We start from the raw sequence: 17,090 nt of genomic DNA on the forward strand, positions 1-17,090 counted from the left end.
CGGTCGTCGACCATTCGCCGCCGGCGTGCGGCGCCACCACCTCGCTGCCAGGGGGCACGATGACGGGCCGGGTTCTTCCGTACGACGTTCAAGGCGAAGGCCCCGGTCGGGCCCTCGTGCTCCACAACTGGTTCGGTGACCGCACCAGCTTCGCCCCGCTCCGCGCCCACCTGGACGACGCCGCCGGCACGTACGCCTTCGTCGACTGCCGGGGCTACGGCGAGGCCAAGGAGACGGAGGGCGCCTACACGATGGAGGAGGTCGCGGCCGACGCCCTCGCCGTCGCCGACGACCTCGGCTGGGACTCCTTCTCCGTCATCGGTCACTCGATGGGCGGCAAGGCGGCCCAGCTGATGCTCCTCGACGCGCCCGACCGCATCCGTTCGCTCATCGGCATCTCACCGGTCTCCGCCGCCGGGTTCCCGCTCGACGGGGAGACCTGGGAGCTCTTCGCGGGCGCCGCCGAGTCCCCGGCCAACCGGCGCGCGATCATCGACAACACCACCGGTGGCCGGTACGAGGACGCCTGGCTGAGCACGCTGGTCGAGCGCTCCGTCAACCGGTCCTCGGCGATCGCCTTCCGTGCCTACCTGGACTCCTGGTCCGGTTCCGACTTCCACGAGCGCGTCCGGGACAACCCCACCCCGGTCCTCCTCGTGGTCGGCGCGCACGACCCGGCGCTCGGCACGGAGGCGATGGAGGCCACCTGGCTGCGCTGGTACCCCAACGCGCGCCTCGAAGTCCTCAAGGACGCGGGCCACTACGCCCCCGAGGAGACCCCGCAGGCCCTCGCCGAGGCGATCGAGGCCTTCCTCGCGGCCTGACAGGACCTTCCGCGGTGTCACCGGGGACCTCCGTCCCGGGTGACACCCCGGCCGCCGGGCACCCCACGGGTGAAAGGGTGCGGCCCGTCCTGCTCGCCGTGAACGGTGGGACGACGGGGTCGATCCGAAGGTCGAAGGAGGCGAAGACTTTCGAGGACAGCGGAGTGCCCCCGGCGCGCCGGATCATCGTGCTCACATCCCCACGGGACGGTCGCCGACGGACCGCCCCATGACCGGTAGGAGCACACCCGATGGGCCTCGCACAGTCCCAGCACCGTTTCCTGGTGCGGCAGAAGGTCACGCTGATGGCCAACCGCTACCTGGTGCACACCGTGGGACCCGGGGGAGAGGAGGCGGAACTCGTCGCCTTCGCCCACCAGAAGAGGATGGCCTTCAAGGAGCACGTCACCTTCTACACCGACGAGTCCCGGCGCCAGGTCCTCTTCACCTTCTCGGCCCGCCAGGTCATCGACCTCGGCGCGACGTACGACGTCCACGGCGCCTCCGGCACGCGGCTCGGCGGCTTCCGCAAGGACTTCGGCGCGTCCCTGCTGCGCAGCACCTGGCACCTGAGCCGGGAGGGGCAGCGGCAGGAGGCCACCGGGCAGGAGCGCAACCGGACCGTGGGGCTGCTGCGGCGCGTGTGGGAGTTCCTGCCCTTCACGGAGCTGCTCCCCTTCGTCGTGCCGTACCACTTCGACTTCGCCGAGGCCGGACGTCCTGTCATGTCCGTCGACAAGCTCCTGGGAGTGCGCGACCGGTACGTCGTGGACATAGCCGACCCGGATCTGGACCGTCGGCTCGCGATAGCCCAGGCGGTCGCCCTCGACGCGCTGCAGTCCCGCTGATCTGTCCGTCCGCGGCGACCCGTCTACCCTGGAACCACGGGCAGGGGACGGGGCACACGGTTCCGCCCCGGGCCCGGGCCGCGCACGCGGAAGGGCGGCGGACCATGTACTTCAGCGATCGCATCGACGCGGGCCGGCAGCTCGCGCCCCTTCTCGACCATCTCAAGAGCCAGGACGTCGTGGTCCTCGGCCTCCCGCGCGGCGGTGTACCGGTGGCCGCGGAGGTCGCCGACGCGCTCGACGCGCCCCTCGACATCTGTCTCGTCCGGAAGCTGGGGGTGCCCCAACAGCCGGAGCTCGCCATGGGGGCTCTCGGCGAGGGCGGTGTACGCGTCCTCAACGAGCGGGTCCTGCGCGAGACGGGCGTGGGCGAGCGGGGGCTCGCGGCCGTGGAGGAACGCGAGCGCGTCGAGCTCGAACAGCGCACGCTCCGGTACCGGGGCAGCCGCCCGCCCGTGCCCCTCGACGGCAGGACGGTCGTCGTCGTCGACGACGGGCTCGCCACCGGCGCCACGGCCCTGGCCGCCTGCCGGGTGGTCCGCGCCAAGGGCGCCGCACGGATCGTCCTCGCGGTGCCGGTCGCACCGCACGGCTGGACCGCACGCCTCGGAGGCGAGGCCGACGAGACGGTCAGCGTCCACGCGCCTGACTTCTTCTACGCGATCGGCCAGTTCTACCAGGACTTCTCGCAGACCGCCGACGCGGAGGTGATCGCCTGCCTCGACCGCAGCAGGGCCGCTCGCGGCCCCGTCGTCCGGGACACGGACGTCAGGATCCCGGTGACCGGCACCACACTCGCCGGACGGCTCGCCGTGCCCGACGGCGCGACCGGCATCGTGCTGTTCGCCCACGGGAGCGGCAGCAGCCGTCACAGCCCCCGGAACCGGGCGGTCGCCGAGGCCCTGAACGGGGCGGGCCTCGGAACCCTCCTGTTCGACCTGCTCACCGAGACGGAGGCGACCGACCGGGCGCACGTCTTCGACACCCCGCTGCTCGCCGGCCGGCTGGTGAGCACCACCGAGTGGCTGACCGGACGCCCCGAGGGCGCCGGGCTGCCGCTGGGCTACTTCGGGGCGAGCACGGGCGCGGCTGCCGCGCTGTGGGCGGCGGCCGATCCCGGCTCCGGCGTCGTCGCCGTCGTCTCGCGCGGTGGCAGGCCCGACCTGGCGGGCGAACGCCTGGCGCGGGTGCGCGCCCCGACCCTCCTCGTGGTGGGGGGTCGGGACGCGCTCGTCCTGGATCTCAACCGGAGGGCTCAGGCCCTGCTGCGGTGCGAGAACAGGCTCACCGTGGTTCCGGGCGCCACTCACCTCTTCGAGGAGCCGGGGGCCCTGGAGGAGGTGTCGGAGCTCGCCACGGAGTGGTTCGCCGAGCACTTCCGGCGTCAGTAGGCCCCGTTGACGTTGTCGATGGAGCCGTAGCGGTCGGCCGCGTAGTTGCAGGCGGCGGTGATGTTGGCGACCGGGTCGAACAGATCCGTGGACGTGCCGGGCACGTGGTAGGCGTCGAAGGTCGGCTGGATCACCTGGAGCAGGCCCTTCGAAGGGGTGCCGGCCACGGCGTTGGAGTCCCAGAGGTTGATGGCCCGGGGGTTGCCGGAGGACTCGCGCATGACGTTGCGGAGGATTCCGTCGTACGAGCCGGGGATCCCGCGCTGGGCCATGATGTCCAGCGACTCACGGATCCAGCCGTCGAGGTTGTCGGCGTACCGGGCGGCGGCCGGGGCGGCCTGGGCGGCGGGAGCCGCGGCGGGAACAGCCTGTGCGGCGGAGCCGCCCGAGGTACCGGCCGCCGGGGCCGCCGCACGGCGCTCGGAGCGGTTCGCGCGGTCGGTCGTGGCAGAACTCTTCTTCTGCGCGGTGCTCTTCTTCGGCGCGGCACTCGGCGCGGGGGCAGCCTTCGCGGAATCCCGACGAATCGTCAGTTCAAGACCGGGGTGAATCAGTGACGGATTGCCACCCACAGCGGACTTGTTGGCCCGGTAAATCGCCTTCCAGCCGCCCTGAATTCCCTTCCTCTGGGCGATCAGGGAAAGCGAGTCACCGCTTACCACGGTGTACGTGCGCGCGGTGGCGGCTGCGGCGGCCGGCGCGGCCGCGGGCTGTGCGGCCAGGGCCGTGGCGGGCTGCGCGGCGAAGGACTGCGCGGCGGTCTTCGGTGCGGCCGTGACGGTCTCGGCGCCGGCCGTGGCCGGGACGACGAGCGGCAGGGCGAGGGCGGCACCGCCCGTGCCGGCGAGTGTGAGGCCACGGGAGACGGTGCGGCGGCGGGGGCGGCGGTGCTTACCGTGTGCAGGCATGACGGTTTCCTCTCCGGCGCCTGCGGGGTGAGCTGTCGGGTTCGGACGGGAGATGTCCGGCCGCGCGCACGCGGCTTCACCCCGAGCCGTTCCGGATTCCGGACCGGCGAATTCGTGGGTCCCCCGCTCCTGCCGTCGGGTGAAAGGGAGGTGTTTCAAGCGGCGGCAGGATTAGGCGTTCCGCTCGAATGGGGGTGACCGTAGGCCAGTAATGCGGCGGATAACAAGAGGAGCGGATCCACTGTGAGTCGAAAAGGATCACCGAATTCCAGAAATACAAGATCGACCGGGTTCGAGCCGCACTGAACTTCCGTGTGCGGTACGGCCTGCGGGTGTTCCGGTCCAGGGTGGTGCCCTCGGAAAGTGAACCGCGTCACCAGGTGAAGAATGTCCAAATATGCGACGTAATTCCTTTGGTGAGTGAATGGGTGGAAATTGACGCCTGTGGGTCATTCGTTCGCGCCGGCGTGCGTGCAGGGCGCGCCGGTGTGCGCAAAAGTCGCAAACTGGACATTCTTCTTGAAGGATGGGGTCACCCGACCCAGGAGTCAGCCGGATGTCACCCACCACCTCCCCGCACAGCCCGGACACCCTCGACCGCGAGGCGGCCGCTCTCTTCGAGAGCGCCACCTGGCAGCGCATCGTCACGGACTGGACAGCCCCCGCACCGGAACGGGCGCCGGAGCGCGCCGACTGGCGGTCCCTCCTCACCGTGCCCGTGGACCGGCTCGTGGCCGAGGCGCTCGACGCGCTGCCACCGGCGCCACCGGCCGAGCGCCGGCTCCCGGGCCGGATCGGGGCCGTACTCCCGGACCGTCTGCACGCCTGGCGCCGTATCGGCAGACCCGAACTGCGCCCCTCGGTCCACCTCGGCTACGCGCGCCTGGTGCTCACGGAGTGGGGCTGGCAGAACGCCCCGTACAAGCTGCGCGACGCGCGGGGAGCCCGCTGCGTCTGCGGCGCCCTCCTCGCGGCCCACCGGCTCGGCTACGGCAGCGCCGACACCATGAACGAGGCGGCCGCCTGGATCATGACCGAACTCAGATCGCAGGGGTGGCGCGAGCTGATCGGACCCTGGAACCGGGCCCCCGGTCGTACGGCCGCCGAGGCGGTGGACCTCCTCGACGCCACGATCCGCCGCGCCGCGTACGCCGGCCGCTGACCACCGCTCCGACCGGCGGTCGTCGAAGGACCGCCGGTCGGTGACGGGAGGGAGAGGGAGGTTCAGCCGGTGACGCTCGGGGCGCCCGTCTCGATGTGGCCGGTGTACCGGCGCGACCAGGTCCCGTCGATGTCGGCGAGGATCGTGAAGTCGTACCAGCCGCCGTTGTAGGCCACCGCGTTGAAGAAGTCCTCGCGGCTGGAGTTCGCCGGGACCGTGTACGTCCAGGGTCCGTCCGTGCGGTAGGCGTTCGAGCGGACGGTGAAGGTCACCGGTCCGCCGGAGGTGTTGGTCATCGTGAACCACAGGGCCGTCCGGCCCGTACCCGCGTCGGGCGCGAACCGGGCCGCGACCTCCACGGCCTTGCCCGCCTTGGACGCGTCGCCGATGAAGCGCCGCAGGAAGCGGTTGGGCCCCATCATCGAGATGTCGTACTTCCCGGAGCCCGACCCGAACCCGATGTTGAAGTAGTCGGAGGCCGTGCCGCCGGGGTCGACCGTGTACTGCCAGGCCGCCGTGTCGCGGTGCTGGTGCGGGTGGATCGAGAAGTGCGCCGCCCGCTTGGCCTCCGCCCCCTGGTTCGTCATCGAGAACCAGGCCAGGATCTTGCCCCCGGACCCGAACTCGAAGCGGTCGAGGTTGCCGTTCACCTGATACGGCAGCGCGCGTGCCGGACGCGTGCCGGACTCCTGCGCGGGCAGGGCGTTGTTCTGGGGCGCCGGGTTCGGGAGCGGGCCGCAGGTGGACTGGCCGATGACCTTCGCCGTGGAGGGGAGGCCGGCCGGCACCCCGTACACCGGGTGGGCGAAGTCGAAGACGCTCGTCAGGTCGCCCGTCACCCGGCGCCGCCAGGCGCTGATGTTCGGACAGGTGGCCGGCGTGCCGAGAGCCGCCGTCCAGGTCTCCATGAAGCGCAGGACGGAGGTGTGGTCGAAGACCTCGGAGCTCACCCAACCGCCCCGGGTCCACGGGGACATGACGATCATGGGAACGCGGAAACCGAGGCCGATCGGTACGCCGTCGAGGTACTCGCCCGGGGTCCCCGGCGGGGCGACCGGCGGCGGCACGTGGTCGAAGAAGCCGTCGTTCTCGTCGTAGTTGAGGAAGAGCACCGTCGAGTCGAAGACCTCGGCGTCGGCGGCCAGCGCGCGGTAGACGAGGTCGACGAAGTGCGCGCCGTCCCCGGGCGGGGCGTACGGGTGCTCGGAGAACGCCTCGCTCGCCACCACCCACGACACCTGCGGCAGCGTGCCCGCGACGACGTCGGCGCGGATCGCCGCGGCGATGTCGTCCGGAGTCGAACCGGTGACCTTGGGGACCGAACCCATGCCGCGGTCGTACAGCGGGTCGCCGGGGCGTGCGTCGGTGAACTTCTTGAAGTAGGCCAGGCCGTTGTCGCCGTAGTTGTCCTGCGCGTTCTGGTAGACCTTCCAGCTCACCCCGGCGCGCTGCAGTGCCTCGGCGTACGTCTCCCAGGTCAGACCCGACTCCTCGCCGCCGTCCTTGCTGGAGGCGTCGACCTTCCCGCTCCACAGGAACGTCCGGTTGGGACCGGTGGCGCTGAGCGCCGAGCAGAAGTAGGCGTCGCAGATCGTGTAGTGGTCGGCGAGCGCGTGGTGGAAGGGGATGTCCTCGCGGTCGAGATGGCCGAGCGTCCGCGTGTTGCCGACGCCCATGACCCAGTTGTCGAGACGCCCCTTGTTCCAGGCGGAGTGCTGCGAGGTCCAGCTGTGCGGCAGGTCGCCGTTGCACTGCGCGAGCGTCTCGCCGTCCACGCCTCCGGCGGGCGGGGTGTCGCTGAGCTTCCAGGGGTACTGGCGGCCGCCCCAGTTGGGCTGGTTGAACATGCCCCAGCCCCCGGGCAGATTGCCGGCGGCGCGGTCACCGAAGCCCCGTACGCCGCGGAGCGTGCCGAAGTAGTGGTCGAAGCTGCGGTTCTCCTGCATGAGGATCACCACGTGCCGGACGTCGGTGAGCGTACCGGTCGCGGCACTCGCGGCTGCCGACGCCCGGACGGCCGGCAACGCCGCCCCGGCGACGAGCCCCGCGCCGATGCCGACGAATCCCCTGCGGCTGATGGGAAGCATGCCCCGCCTCTCCTGTCACGGCGTGCCCGGGCGGCACGTCGGGAGACATGATGGGGGAGGGGAGCTTAAAGGTATACAGCCGTGCAGTAATTCCTGGGTAAACAGCCAAGGGCCAGGGAAAGTCGGAGTCGAAATTGGTCCAACCTCATACCAATAAGGCCGGAGGTCGGCGTACTCAAGGCGTTCCGAGGCAGGGCTGTGCCGGCTCCCTGGAGTGGGCACACACGGCGCACCACTCTTCTTCCCTCCACATGCCGCCGGTCACCGAGCGCCGTACCGAGTCAACCGCGGCCGGAAGGTCCCGGGCCCGCTCGGTGAAGCAGCGCGCGACCCAGAGGTCCTCGTCGCCCCACCACTTGTGCAGCTCCAGATGGACCGCGGTCCCGCCGCCGACCCACCACCTGTCGGCGGGCCCGGTCGCCTCGACGTCGACGGCGGGGAGTCCCACTCCGGCGACAGCAGGCACCCGGCCGGGCGCCATGCCGACGGCCAGCGTGATGTGGGGCCGGTCCCGGACCAGCGACAGTTGGGCATGGGACTCCATGCGCTGGCGAATGCTCCTGTTGATGACGCGGGACCGCCCCGCGAGCGTCATTGCGGTGCGCTGGTCCAGGAGGACGTCGACGGTCGAGGTCCAGTCGCCGTCGACGATGCCGGAGAAGGACCAGCCGTCGGCGCCACGGTGGACGAGGGTCCCGCCGTCCAGTCCGTGCTCCATGCCGTTGGAGCCGAGGAGCGGGTACCAGAGCCCGCCGTAGCGTTCCTCGAAACGGATCATCGCCTCGACGGCCTCGGGAGGAACGGCCGCCGCGTCCCCGGCGAAAGCCTCCGCGCGGGCCGCCAGTTCACGCACGCACTCGGCGGGGATCGCAGTGCCGCGACGGGCCCGGGCCAACAGCGTCGTGACGCGGGGCGACAGGCCCGGGTCGTCGAGTATGTGCATGTCGACACGGTAGTGGGCCGCCCGACCCGGGTAGCGGTGGGTCAGACTCGACCGGGTGTCAGGCGCGACGATAAAGCCCCCGCCCGGCGCGGATCACCGCGGAGGGAGGGGGCTTCATCGACGGAGTACGGGGTGGGCCTGGTTCCTACTCGCAGGCCACGCCGTCACCGTCACGGTCGAGATGGCTGCCGTAGCCGGGGTCGCCCCTGCGGATGGGGTCGGCGCCGGCGGCGCGGACCGCCGTGCAGTTCCGGTAGTAGACGTCGCCGCCGCCGGAGCCGGAGTCCAAGTCGTCGTCAGCGGTCGGCGTGGGGGCCGGCGCGCGGGTGGCCGTCGGCGTCGGCCTCGGCGTGGGCTTCACGGTGGGCTTCGGCGTGGGCTTGGGGGTGGGCTTGTGCAGCACCTCGTTGGGCGATCCGGGGCACGGGACACCCGGTGCGGTGAGGTAGACCACCGGGACCGTCGACGAGACCGGTTGACCGGCGGTCGGGCGCTGGAAGCAGACGAGCCAGCTGTCGTACGCCGCGGGGAGCTCGACGTCCTTGTAGGCGGCGTAGGCGCGGCCCAGGTTCTCGGTGAGGAGCGGTTCGGCGGTCTCGTAGGTGCCACCGACGAGCCGGGGCATCTTCGCCTCCTCTGACTTCAAGGGCGAAGGGGAGGGCGACGGCGACGCAGGCGGGGTGGTGGTCGCGGACTGCGTGGCGGTGGGCCGGGCCGTGGCCTTGGCGTCGTCCTTCGTCTCCTTCGGCGGGTCGGAGACGAGGAAGGAGAGGAGGAACCAGAGGGTCGCGAGCACCGTGGCGACGATCTTCTTCGTCCGGCTCCAGTGGCTGAGCCACGCCAGGGCTATGCCGCCGGGCGGGAAGACGACCAGGGCCGCGATGACGAGCGCCGGATGCTGCCACCACCGCCGGGCGGGCGGGGGGAACGGGGGCGGATACGGCGGGTGGCCGTACGGCTGGCCGTAGCCGGGCGGCGGCGGTTGCGTCATCGGGACTCTCCACGGGGGCGGTGAACTGAGCGGCGCTCAACTTACACAGGATGTTCACCTCTTCTCCGCCCGATCCGCGGATTGGTGCCCGCCCTTCCGCCTGCGGCCGACCGGTGGCGTGGGTGCCCCGTGCCATGCGTCAGGATGGAGGCATGACCGAGATCCGTACCCCCCGCCTCATCCTCCGACGCTGGACCGACGACGACCTCGTCCCTCTGGCCGAGATCAACGCCGATCCCGAGGTCATGCGCTGGATCGGCGACGGCTCGGTCCGGGACATGGAGGAGACCGCCGAGGACATCGAGCGGTACGAGGAGGAGTGGGACGACGAGGGCTTCGGGCTCTTCGCCGTCGAGCTCATCGCCTCCGGTGAGCTGATCGGCTTCGCGGGACTGTCCGTGGTGGACTCCCTGCCGGAGCTGATGTCGGACGTGGAGATCAGCTGGCGCCTGGGCAGGCCGTTCTGGGGCCAGGGGTACGCCTCCGAGGCCGCCCACGCGGTCCTGGAGTTCGCGCTCCAGGACCGCGGGCTCGAACGGGTCGTCGCCGTCGCCCACATCAGCAACTCGGCCGCCGAGAACATCATGGTCAAGCTCGGCATGACCCCGGAGCGCGAGGGGAACCACCCGCTCTTCGACGTTCCCCTGCGGGTCCACGCCATCGACCTCACCGAGTACCAGGCCTGACCCTCAGCGGTCCCGGTCCCGGTCCCGGTCCACGGTGGGCCCCGGTCTCAGTGCCGCCGGGCTCAGTGGCGCTCGGGCAGGTCCCGCTCCGCCGGCAGCGACGTGAGGTCACCGGTCGTGGGCGAGGCGGCGGCGCGCGAGGACGGCGCCGCGGCCGGCTTCTTGCCGCAGAACGCGGCCTCCAGCGTCCCGCCGAGCGCCGTGTTCGCGGCGCCGTGGTTCGAGGTGTTCGCCACCGCCGAGAGGCTGCGGCGACCGTCACGGGTCGCGAAGGCGTACGTGTAGAAGCCCTGCACGGTCCCGGTGTGCCCGAACACCTGCGTGCCGCACGAGAGGTCGTAGCGCCGCAGACCGAGTCCGTAGAACCGGGTGTTGGTGGCGTCCGTCGGCGTGACCGTCGTCATCGCCTCCAGCATCGCCGGGGACAGCAGCCGGCCCCGCATGAGCGCCGTCGTGAAGGTGTTCAGATCGGCGGGGCTGGAGATGACGGCCCCGGCGGACTGCGCCCAGGACACGGTCTGCTCCGTGGAGTCCACGAGCGGGGCGCCGGCCTCGTCGGGGTGCAGGTAGCCGCGTACGTGCAGCCCCTTGATACGGGTGTCGGGGTGGACGTACGAGGTCTTGCGCAGGTTGAGCGGCTTGAAGATACGGCGCTCGTACGCGTCGGCCACCGGCCGGCCCGTGGCCTTCTCGATGAGCATGCCGACCACCACGAGGTTGGCGTTCGAGTACTTGTACGCCACACCGGGCTCGGTGGTGCGGGGCAGCTTCAGGGAGAGGTCGACCAGCTCCTGGTAGCTGAAGACCCGGTTCCGCACCGCCTCGAAACCGGGCACGGTGCTGTTGAACATCGCGTCCGTGTAGTCGGCCAGGCCGCTGCGATGGGTGAGCAGGTGCCGGACCGTGATGCGGTCGTCGGGGAGCAGCCCCGGCAGGTACTCGTTGACGGGCGAGTCGAGCGCCAGCTTCCCCTCCTCGACCAGCTGCAGGAGGACGACGGTGGAGAACGTCTTGCTGACGCTGCCGATCCGGAACCGTGCCTGGACGTCCATGGCCGCGCCCGAGACACGGTCACGCACCCCGACGGCCCGGCTCCGCACCCCGTCGGGGCCGGTGAACCGGGCCATCGCCCCGGGTGCGCCGTTGGCCATGGCGGAGTCCAGCGCGGCGACCACACCCGCCATGTCGGGAGCGGGCACGGTGGGCGCCGGGGCGGCGGGAGTGGCGGGCGCGGCGAACGCGCTGGTGGCCGGGGCGAGGCCGGCGGCGAGCGCGGCGATCAGGGTGGCGCTCACGGCCAGACGTCGGTGCGACGACAGGGGCACGGCGGTTCCTCTACTTCTTCCGGTTCGTTCGGCGCGGCGCACGGCAGCGGTGAGCCGCGGGGCGCGGGAACGCACCACCGTCACGGCGTGGCCCCCTGTGCCCATGGATCATGAGTGCCAACGGCGGAGAAGGGTTCCTGACACGGGTCACGGGTTCTGGAGGGCGAGATTCCGATCAGGCGCGGCGTTCCGTGGTTCACGCGGCGCTCCGTGGTCCACGCGGCGACCCCTCGCTTCGCGGCTGGGTGCCCCCGCCACGTACCCTCGGACCCGTGCCGCCTTCCCACCCGTATCGCGTCGCCGTCCTCGTCCTCGAAGGCGCGAAGCCGCTCGACGTCGGTATCCCCGCGCAGGTGTTCACGACCCGCGCGAGCATGCCGTACGAGGTGCGGGTGTGCGGCGCGGCACCCGGGCCCGTCGCGGGCGGGGACGGGCTCTCGTACCACGTCGCCCACGGCCTCGACGCCCTCGAATGGGCCGACATCGTCTTCGTCCCCGGCTACCGGTTCCCCGACCGGGAGGACCCGCCGCGGGCCGTCGTCGACGCGCTGATCGCCGCCCACAAGCGGGGCGCCCGCCTCGCCGCCATCTCGACGGGCGCCTTCGCGCTCGCCGCCACCGGCCTGCTCGACGGCAAGCGGGCCACGACCCACTGGCACTACGCGCGAGCCCTCGCGGCCAAGCGCCCCCTCGTCCGGGTCGACGAGAACGTCCTGTTCGTCGACGAGGGCAGCGTGCTGACATCGGCCGGCGCCGCCTCGGGCATCGACCTGTGCCTGCACATCCTGCGCGGCGACCTCGGCGTCGCCGCTTCGAACCACGCCGCCCGGCGGCTCGTCGCCGCCCCCTACCGCAGCGGCGGCCAGGCGCAGTACGTGCCGCGCAGCGTGCCCGAGGCCCTCGGAGAGCGGTTCGCCGCCACCCGCGAGTGGGCGCTCCACCGGCTCGGCGAGCCCCTCACCCTGGAGATCCTGGCCCGGCACGCCGCCGTCTCGCCGCGCACCTTCTCCCGCCGGTTCGCCGAGGACACCGGGTACACGCCCATGCAGTGGGTGATGCGCGCCCGCATCGACATGGCCCGCGAGCTGCTCGAACGCTCCGAGAGGGGCGTCGAGCAGATCGCCGCCGACGTCGGCCTCGGCACCGGAGCGAACCTGCGGCTGCACTTCCACCGCATCCTCGGCACCACACCGAGCGAGTACCGGCGCACCTTCGCGCAGGGCGAGTAGCCCGCCGCACCACCTCCTGGCGCGATCCTTGCGGACCGTGGCGATCACGCCGCTGTCACGGGCATGTGTCGTCCGCGAGTCTTGGGTGCAACGGAACGGAAGGGACACCGCTCATGACCCGCATCGCCATCAACGGATTCGGCCGCATCGGACGCAATGTGCTGCGCGCACTGCTCGAGCGCGACAGCGACCTCGAGGTCGTGGCCGTCAACGACCTCACCGAGCCCGCGAGCCTCGCTCGGCTGCTCGCCTACGACACGACCTCGGGCCGCCTCGGCCGCCCCGTGAGCGTCGAGGGGAACACCCTCGTCGTCGACGGCCGCCGCATCACGGTCCTCGCCGAGCGCGAGCCCGCGCAGCTGCCCTGGGCCGAGCTCGGCATCGACATCGTGCTCGAGTCGACCGGCCGCTTCACCTCGGCCAAGGCCGCCCGCGCCCACATCGACGCCGGCGCGAAGAAGGTCCTCGTCAGCGCGCCGGCGGACGGTGCCGACGTCACGCTCGCGTTCGGTGTCAACACCGACGCGTACGACGCCGAGCTGCACACGATCGTCTCCAACGCCTCCTGCACGACCAACGCGCTCGCGCCGCTGGCCGCGGTCCTCGACGACCTCGCCGGCATCGAGCACGGCTTCATGACGACGGTCCACGCCTACACGCAGGAGCAGAACCTGCTGGACGGCCCGCACCGCGACGCCCGCCGCGCCCGCGCCGCCGCCGTCAACATCGTGCCGACGACGACGGGCGCCGCCAAGGCGATCGGTCTCGTCCTGCCGAACCTCGACGGCAAGCTGTCGGGCGACTCGATCCGCGTACCGGTCCCCGTCGGCTCGATCGTCGAGCTCAACACGACCGTCGCCCGCGACGTGACGCGCGAGGACGTCCTCGCCGCGTACCGCACCGCGGCGGAGGGCCCGCTCGCCGGCGTCCTGGAGTACTCGGAGGACCCGCTGGTCTCCTCCGACATCACGGGCAACCCGCACTCGTCGATCTTCGACTCGGCCCTCACCCGCGTCGAAGGCCGCCACATCAAGGTCGTCGCCTGGTACGACAACGAGTGGGGATTCTCGAACCGTGTGATCGACACCCTCCAGCTCCTCGCCGGCCACTGACCGGACGGCGGCGGCCCGCACGCCGCGCGCCTTTCCGGGGGCCACGTGCGAGCGCTCCGGCCGGCCCACCCGACAGGGTCACCGGCCGGAGCGCTCGCACTCGTGCGGGACGGTGTCCGGGGCCGTGCCGTGACCGGCCGTGCGCCTGATTGGGCAGACGCCCACTCCGGCCGCCGCAGGTCTGGGCTTCCGCGGACAGACAGCGGTGTCGGGTACCCCGACCATGGGCACTGGTCGCGATTGCGAGGACGCGCAACGCGCCGTACCCGTAAAGGAGTTCCCATGCGAGGGAAACTGAGCCGCACGCTCGGCGGTCTCCTGCTCGCCGCCGTACTTGCGGCTTACGCCACGCCCGGCACCGCCGGCGCGGCGGAGGAGCCGACCGGGCAGATCGCGTCGGTCGGCACCGACTGGGGCCGGCCCGGCCCGTACGAGGTGAACGTCGACATCGGCGTGGTGCACACCTTCTACCACCCCCGGAACATGGGGCAGTCGGGCGAGCGGCACCCCGTGATCATCTGGGGCAACGGCACCGGAGCGGTGCCCGGCTTCTACAGCGAGCTGCTCAGGCACTGGGCGAGCCACGGCTTCATCGTCGCCGCCGCCAACACCCCCACCTCGAACTTCGCGATCACCATGCGCGCCGGGATCGACGTCCTGGAGCGGTGGAACGCCGACAGCGGCAGCCCCTTCCACGGGAAGGTGGACCTGGAGAACATCGGCTCCGCGGGCCATTCGCAGGGCGGAGCCGCGGCGATCAACGCCGCGATCGACCCGCGGGTCGACACCGCACTCCCGATCCAGCCGGGTCCGATCACGAGCCCCGACCTGATGGACGAACCCACCTTCTACCTCGCCGGCCAGCGCGACCTGACGGTCTGGCCGACCCTGGTGAAGGCGCTGTACCGCGACTCCGACCACGTTCCCGCCGTGTACGGGGAGGTCCGCGGCGCCGGGCACCTCAGCTCCATCGGGGACGGCGGGAACTTCCGCGCCCCCACCACCGCCTGGCTGCGCTTCTGGCTGATGGGGGACGAGAACGCCCGGGGCATGTTCTTCGGTCCCGGCTGCACGTACTGCACGGACGGCGACCTGTGGTCCGGCTGGGACCGTAACGCCCTGGCGCTGCAGATCCCCGGCCCCACCTCCTGATCACGTAGGCGGGATACGGGAAGCGGGAGGTCCGTCCCGGAAGGGACGGACCTCCCGCCGACCGGCCGGGGCCGCCGATCGACGACCTCAGGAGCTCGTGAGGACCACGAGCCGCTGCGTCGCTCGCGTCATCGCGACGTAGCGGTCCACCGCTCCTTCGATCCCCTCGCCGAAGTTCTGCGGGTCGACGAGGACGACCAGGTCGAACTCGAGCCCCTTCGACAACTGCGGGGTGAGCGACCTGACACGGGACGTCTCCCGGAACGTCGGATCACCGATGACGCAGGCCACCCCGTCGGCGTGGGCCGCGAGCCATGTGTCGAGGACGGAGTCCCGGTCCGCGACCGATCCGTGGACGACGGGGATGCCACTGCTGCGGACGGACGTCGGCACGTTGGCGTCCGGGAGCGCGGCCCGGATGACCGGCTCGGCCTCCGTCATGACCTCCTCCGGCGTCCGGTAGTTGACGCTCAGCGAAGCCATCTCGATCCGGTCGAAGCCGACCCGTTCGAGGCGGTCCTGCCACGACTCCGTGAACCCGTGCCGGGCCTGGGCGCGGTCCCCGACGATGGTGAAGCTGCGGGACGGGCAGCGCAGCAGCAGCATCTGCCACTCCGCGTCGGTCAGCTCCTGGGCCTCGTCCACGACGACGTGCGCGAACGGGCCGGCGAGCAGGTCCCGGTCGGCACCGGGCAGCGCCGTGTCGTCGACCAGGCTGTCCTGCAGGTCCTTGCCGCGCAGCATCGTCACCGCACCCTCGCCGTCGTCGTCGGCGGCGAGCACGTTCTCGATGACGCCGGCCATCCGCTCGCGCTCGGCGGCGACGGCGGCGTCGTGCCGGCGCTTGCGCCGTGACGCCTCCGGGTCACCGAGCCGCTGCCGGGCCGCGTCCAGGAGCGGCAGGTCGGACACCGTCCAGGCCTGCGCGTCCGCGCGCTGCAGCAGCCGCACCTCGTCGCGGTCCAGCCAGGGAGCGCACATCCGCAGGTAGGCGGGGACCGACCACAGGTCCCCGACGAGGTCGGTCGGTTCGAGCAGCGGCCACGCGCCGTTGAGGGTGCTCGTCAGCTCCCTGTCCTGCGTCAACGACTTCTTGAACTGCTCCGGCGAGACGTCGACGTCGTGCTTGTCCATCAGGATCGTGACCAGCTCGTCCCAGATCTGCTCCCGTCCCTCGTTGTGCGGAGTGCCCCGCCCCGCCGCCTCGAAGGCCTCGGCCCAGTCGTCGGCACCGAGCCAGATGTCGGCCCAGTCGGTGGTGACGGTCATCCCCTCGGCCGGCGGCTCCTCGTAGAACCTGACGGCCTTCTCGATCGCCTTCACCATGTCCGCGGACGACTTCAGGCGGGCCACGTCCGGATCGGTCTCGGAGGCCGCCGCGGCGCCCTCGTCGACGAGGTCCCGCAGGGTGCAGGTCTGCACGCCCTCCTCGCCGAGGCTGGGCAGGACGTCCTCGACGTACGCCAGGTACGGGCGGTGCGGACCGACGAAGAGGACGCCGCCCCGACGGTGGCCGAGGCGCGGGTCGGAGTAGAGGAGATGGGCGGAGCGGTGCAGGGCGACGACGGTCTTGCCCGTACCCGGGCCGCCGTCGACGACGAGGGCGCCGCGGGAACCCGCCCGGATGATGGCGTCCTGGTCGGCCTGGATGGTGGAGAGCACGTCCCGCATCCGGGCCGAACGGGTGCTGCCCAGGCTGGCGATGAACGCGGACTGGTCGTCGAGCGCGGCGTGCCCGTCCAGCCCGTCGGTGGTGAACACCTCGTCCCAGTAGTCGGTGATCCGGCCGCGCGTCCACCGGTACCTGCGGCGGCTCACCTGCCCCAGGGGACCGGCGTGGGTCGCGGCGAAGAAGGGCTCGGCCGCGGGGGAGCGCCAGTCGAGCAGCAGCCGGCGCCCCTCGCTGTCGGTGAGTCCGAGTCGGCCGATGTACACGGGTCCTGAGCCGTCCGCGCTGACGATGCGCCCGAGGCACAGGTCGAGGCCGAAGCGGCGCAGCGCGCGCAGCCGACCGGTCAGCCGGTGGACCTCCAGGTCGCGCTCCATGGCCTCCCGGCCGGCGCCGCCGGGCGCCCTGCGCACGGTGTCGAGGCGCTCGGAGAGCTCGGCGACGGTCCGGTCGAGGCTCTCCGCGATGGCCGCGAAGTGCTGCTCGTCGTCGGCGATCAGCGCCGGGTCGGCCTTGTGGGACAGCTGCTCGGAAAGGTCGAAGGCGCGGGAAGTGAGAGGACTCATGCCATCAGCTCCGTTCCGGTTCGATCACCGTGCGAATCATGGACCGACAACAACACATGCACTTCGTGGATCTCCCGTTTCCGCAGGTCCTGGCCTTAGGCCGTTGATTCTGCGGTATGACGGGGGCCTTGCCGCAAGCCCCCCGGTGCGCTATAAGTTAAGAGTGGCGGAGGGTGTGTACTCCCTCTCCCCCTCTC

General features: G+C 71.6%; 14 protein-coding genes and 1 riboswitch. Of the genes, 8 read left to right on the top strand and 6 right to left on the bottom strand.

Annotated features, from left to right (window positions below; genetic code table 11):
* Positions 1-59 precede the first annotated feature (59 nt).
* The 3 genes from OG361_RS39640 (at position 60) to OG361_RS39650 (ending at position 3,063) form a co-directional block, all read left to right on the top strand.
* Entirely contained in the window at positions 60-824 is a 765-nt protein-coding gene (locus tag OG361_RS39640) for an alpha/beta fold hydrolase (RefSeq protein WP_405861538.1), read from the top strand.
* Positions 825-1,075: 251 nt separating this feature from the next.
* A complete protein-coding gene (locus tag OG361_RS39645) occupies positions 1,076-1,672 on the top strand; it encodes a hypothetical protein (RefSeq protein WP_405861540.1) in 597 nt (198 codons plus the stop codon).
* A gap of 104 nt (positions 1,673-1,776) precedes the next feature.
* Positions 1,777-3,063 (top strand): phosphoribosyltransferase family protein, encoded by a 1,287-nt coding sequence (locus OG361_RS39650; protein WP_405861542.1) that lies wholly within the window; start codon positions 1,777-1,779, stop codon positions 3,061-3,063.
* Here the strand turns inward: OG361_RS39650 and OG361_RS39655 are convergent.
* On the bottom strand, positions 3,057-3,971 hold the full coding sequence (locus OG361_RS39655; protein WP_405861544.1) for a transglycosylase SLT domain-containing protein: 915 nt from the start codon (positions 3,969-3,971) through the stop codon (positions 3,057-3,059). The two genes, OG361_RS39650 and OG361_RS39655, sit on opposite strands and share 7 nt — an antisense overlap.
* Before the next feature lie 4 nt (positions 3,972-3,975).
* A riboswitch (cyclic di-AMP (ydaO/yuaA leader) is annotated at positions 3,976-4,159 on the bottom strand.
* Positions 4,160-4,527: 368 nt separating this feature from the next.
* On the opposite strand from OG361_RS39655, the gene OG361_RS39660 reads away from it, so the two are divergent.
* Entirely contained in the window at positions 4,528-5,133 is a 606-nt protein-coding gene (locus OG361_RS39660) for a hypothetical protein (protein ID WP_405861546.1), read from the top strand.
* 62 nt (positions 5,134-5,195) lie between these two features.
* On the opposite strand, the gene OG361_RS39665 is transcribed toward OG361_RS39660, so the two are convergent.
* From OG361_RS39665 to OG361_RS39675, 3 genes are all read right to left on the bottom strand, one after another.
* Positions 5,196-7,220 carry a phosphocholine-specific phospholipase C gene (locus OG361_RS39665; protein ID WP_405861548.1) on the bottom strand — a complete coding sequence of 675 codons (2,025 nt, stop codon included), beginning with the start codon at positions 7,218-7,220 and terminating at the stop codon, positions 5,196-5,198.
* A 175-nt stretch (positions 7,221-7,395) separates the two neighbouring features.
* Positions 7,396-8,163, bottom strand: coding sequence for a hypothetical protein (locus tag OG361_RS39670; protein ID WP_405861550.1), 768 nt, complete (start codon positions 8,161-8,163; stop codon positions 7,396-7,398).
* A 145-nt stretch (positions 8,164-8,308) separates the two neighbouring features.
* Positions 8,309-9,154 carry an excalibur calcium-binding domain-containing protein gene (locus OG361_RS39675; RefSeq protein ID WP_405861552.1) on the bottom strand — a complete coding sequence of 282 codons (846 nt, stop codon included), beginning with the start codon at positions 9,152-9,154 and terminating at the stop codon, positions 8,309-8,311.
* Positions 9,155-9,306: 152 nt separating this feature from the next.
* Here OG361_RS39675 and OG361_RS39680 point away from each other — a divergent pair, with 152 nt between their 5' ends.
* Positions 9,307-9,840, top strand: coding sequence for a GNAT family N-acetyltransferase (locus OG361_RS39680; RefSeq protein ID WP_384567360.1), 534 nt, complete (start codon positions 9,307-9,309; stop codon positions 9,838-9,840).
* A 62-nt stretch (positions 9,841-9,902) separates the two neighbouring features.
* Here OG361_RS39680 and OG361_RS39685 read toward each other — a convergent pair whose 3' ends face one another.
* Positions 9,903-11,165, bottom strand: a complete 1,263-nt coding sequence (locus OG361_RS39685) for a serine hydrolase domain-containing protein (RefSeq protein WP_405861555.1) — start codon at positions 11,163-11,165, stop codon at positions 9,903-9,905.
* 272 nt (positions 11,166-11,437) lie between these two features.
* Here OG361_RS39685 and OG361_RS39690 point away from each other — a divergent pair, with 272 nt between their 5' ends.
* The 3 genes from OG361_RS39690 to OG361_RS39700 all read left to right on the top strand — a co-directional run bounded on the left by OG361_RS39690 (position 11,438) and on the right by OG361_RS39700 (position 14,658).
* On the top strand, positions 11,438-12,394 hold the full coding sequence (locus tag OG361_RS39690; RefSeq protein ID WP_405861557.1) for a GlxA family transcriptional regulator: 957 nt from the start codon (positions 11,438-11,440) through the stop codon (positions 12,392-12,394).
* Positions 12,395-12,507: 113 nt separating this feature from the next.
* Positions 12,508-13,506, top strand: coding sequence for a type I glyceraldehyde-3-phosphate dehydrogenase (gene gap / locus OG361_RS39695; protein ID WP_405861559.1), 999 nt, complete (start codon positions 12,508-12,510; stop codon positions 13,504-13,506).
* A gap of 282 nt (positions 13,507-13,788) precedes the next feature.
* Positions 13,789-14,658 (top strand): chlorophyllase/cutinase-like alpha/beta fold protein, encoded by an 870-nt coding sequence (locus OG361_RS39700; protein WP_405861561.1) that lies wholly within the window; start codon positions 13,789-13,791, stop codon positions 14,656-14,658.
* Between the two features lie 87 nt (positions 14,659-14,745).
* Here OG361_RS39700 and helR read toward each other — a convergent pair whose 3' ends face one another.
* The gene (helR, locus tag OG361_RS39705) at positions 14,746-16,893 is read right to left on the bottom strand and encodes an RNA polymerase recycling motor ATPase HelR (RefSeq protein WP_405861563.1); all 2,148 of its coding nucleotides are present in this window, start codon (positions 16,891-16,893) and stop codon (positions 14,746-14,748) included.
* Positions 16,894-17,090 lie beyond the last annotated feature (197 nt).

The organism is Streptomyces sp. NBC_00090 (assembly GCF_045160815.1).
Lineage (GTDB): Bacteria > Actinomycetota > Actinomycetes > Streptomycetales > Streptomycetaceae > Streptomyces.

Excerpts from the sequence above, each read along its gene's own strand:
- OG361_RS39640 (WP_405861538.1), top strand. The coding sequence starts at position 60 with ATGACGGGCCGGGTTCTTCCGTACGACGTTCAAGGCGAAGGCCCCGGT.
- OG361_RS39645 (WP_405861540.1), top strand. The coding sequence starts at position 1,076 with ATGGGCCTCGCACAGTCCCAGCACCGTTTCCTGGTGCGGCAGAAGGTC.
- OG361_RS39650 (WP_405861542.1), top strand. The coding sequence starts at position 1,777 with ATGTACTTCAGCGATCGCATCGACGCGGGCCGGCAGCTCGCGCCCCTT.
- OG361_RS39655 (WP_405861544.1), bottom strand. The coding sequence starts at position 3,971 with ATGCCTGCACACGGTAAGCACCGCCGCCCCCGCCGCCGCACCGTCTCC.
- OG361_RS39660 (WP_405861546.1), top strand. The coding sequence starts at position 4,528 with ATGTCACCCACCACCTCCCCGCACAGCCCGGACACCCTCGACCGCGAG.
- OG361_RS39665 (WP_405861548.1), bottom strand. The coding sequence starts at position 7,220 with ATGCTTCCCATCAGCCGCAGGGGATTCGTCGGCATCGGCGCGGGGCTC.
- OG361_RS39670 (WP_405861550.1), bottom strand. The coding sequence starts at position 8,163 with ATGCACATACTCGACGACCCGGGCCTGTCGCCCCGCGTCACGACGCTG.
- OG361_RS39675 (WP_405861552.1), bottom strand. The coding sequence starts at position 9,154 with ATGACGCAACCGCCGCCGCCCGGCTACGGCCAGCCGTACGGCCACCCG.
- OG361_RS39680 (WP_384567360.1), top strand. The coding sequence starts at position 9,307 with ATGACCGAGATCCGTACCCCCCGCCTCATCCTCCGACGCTGGACCGAC.
- gap (WP_405861559.1), top strand. The coding sequence starts at position 12,508 with ATGACCCGCATCGCCATCAACGGATTCGGCCGCATCGGACGCAATGTG.
- OG361_RS39700 (WP_405861561.1), top strand. The coding sequence starts at position 13,789 with ATGCGAGGGAAACTGAGCCGCACGCTCGGCGGTCTCCTGCTCGCCGCC.
- helR (WP_405861563.1), bottom strand. The coding sequence starts at position 16,893 with ATGAGTCCTCTCACTTCCCGCGCCTTCGACCTTTCCGAGCAGCTGTCC.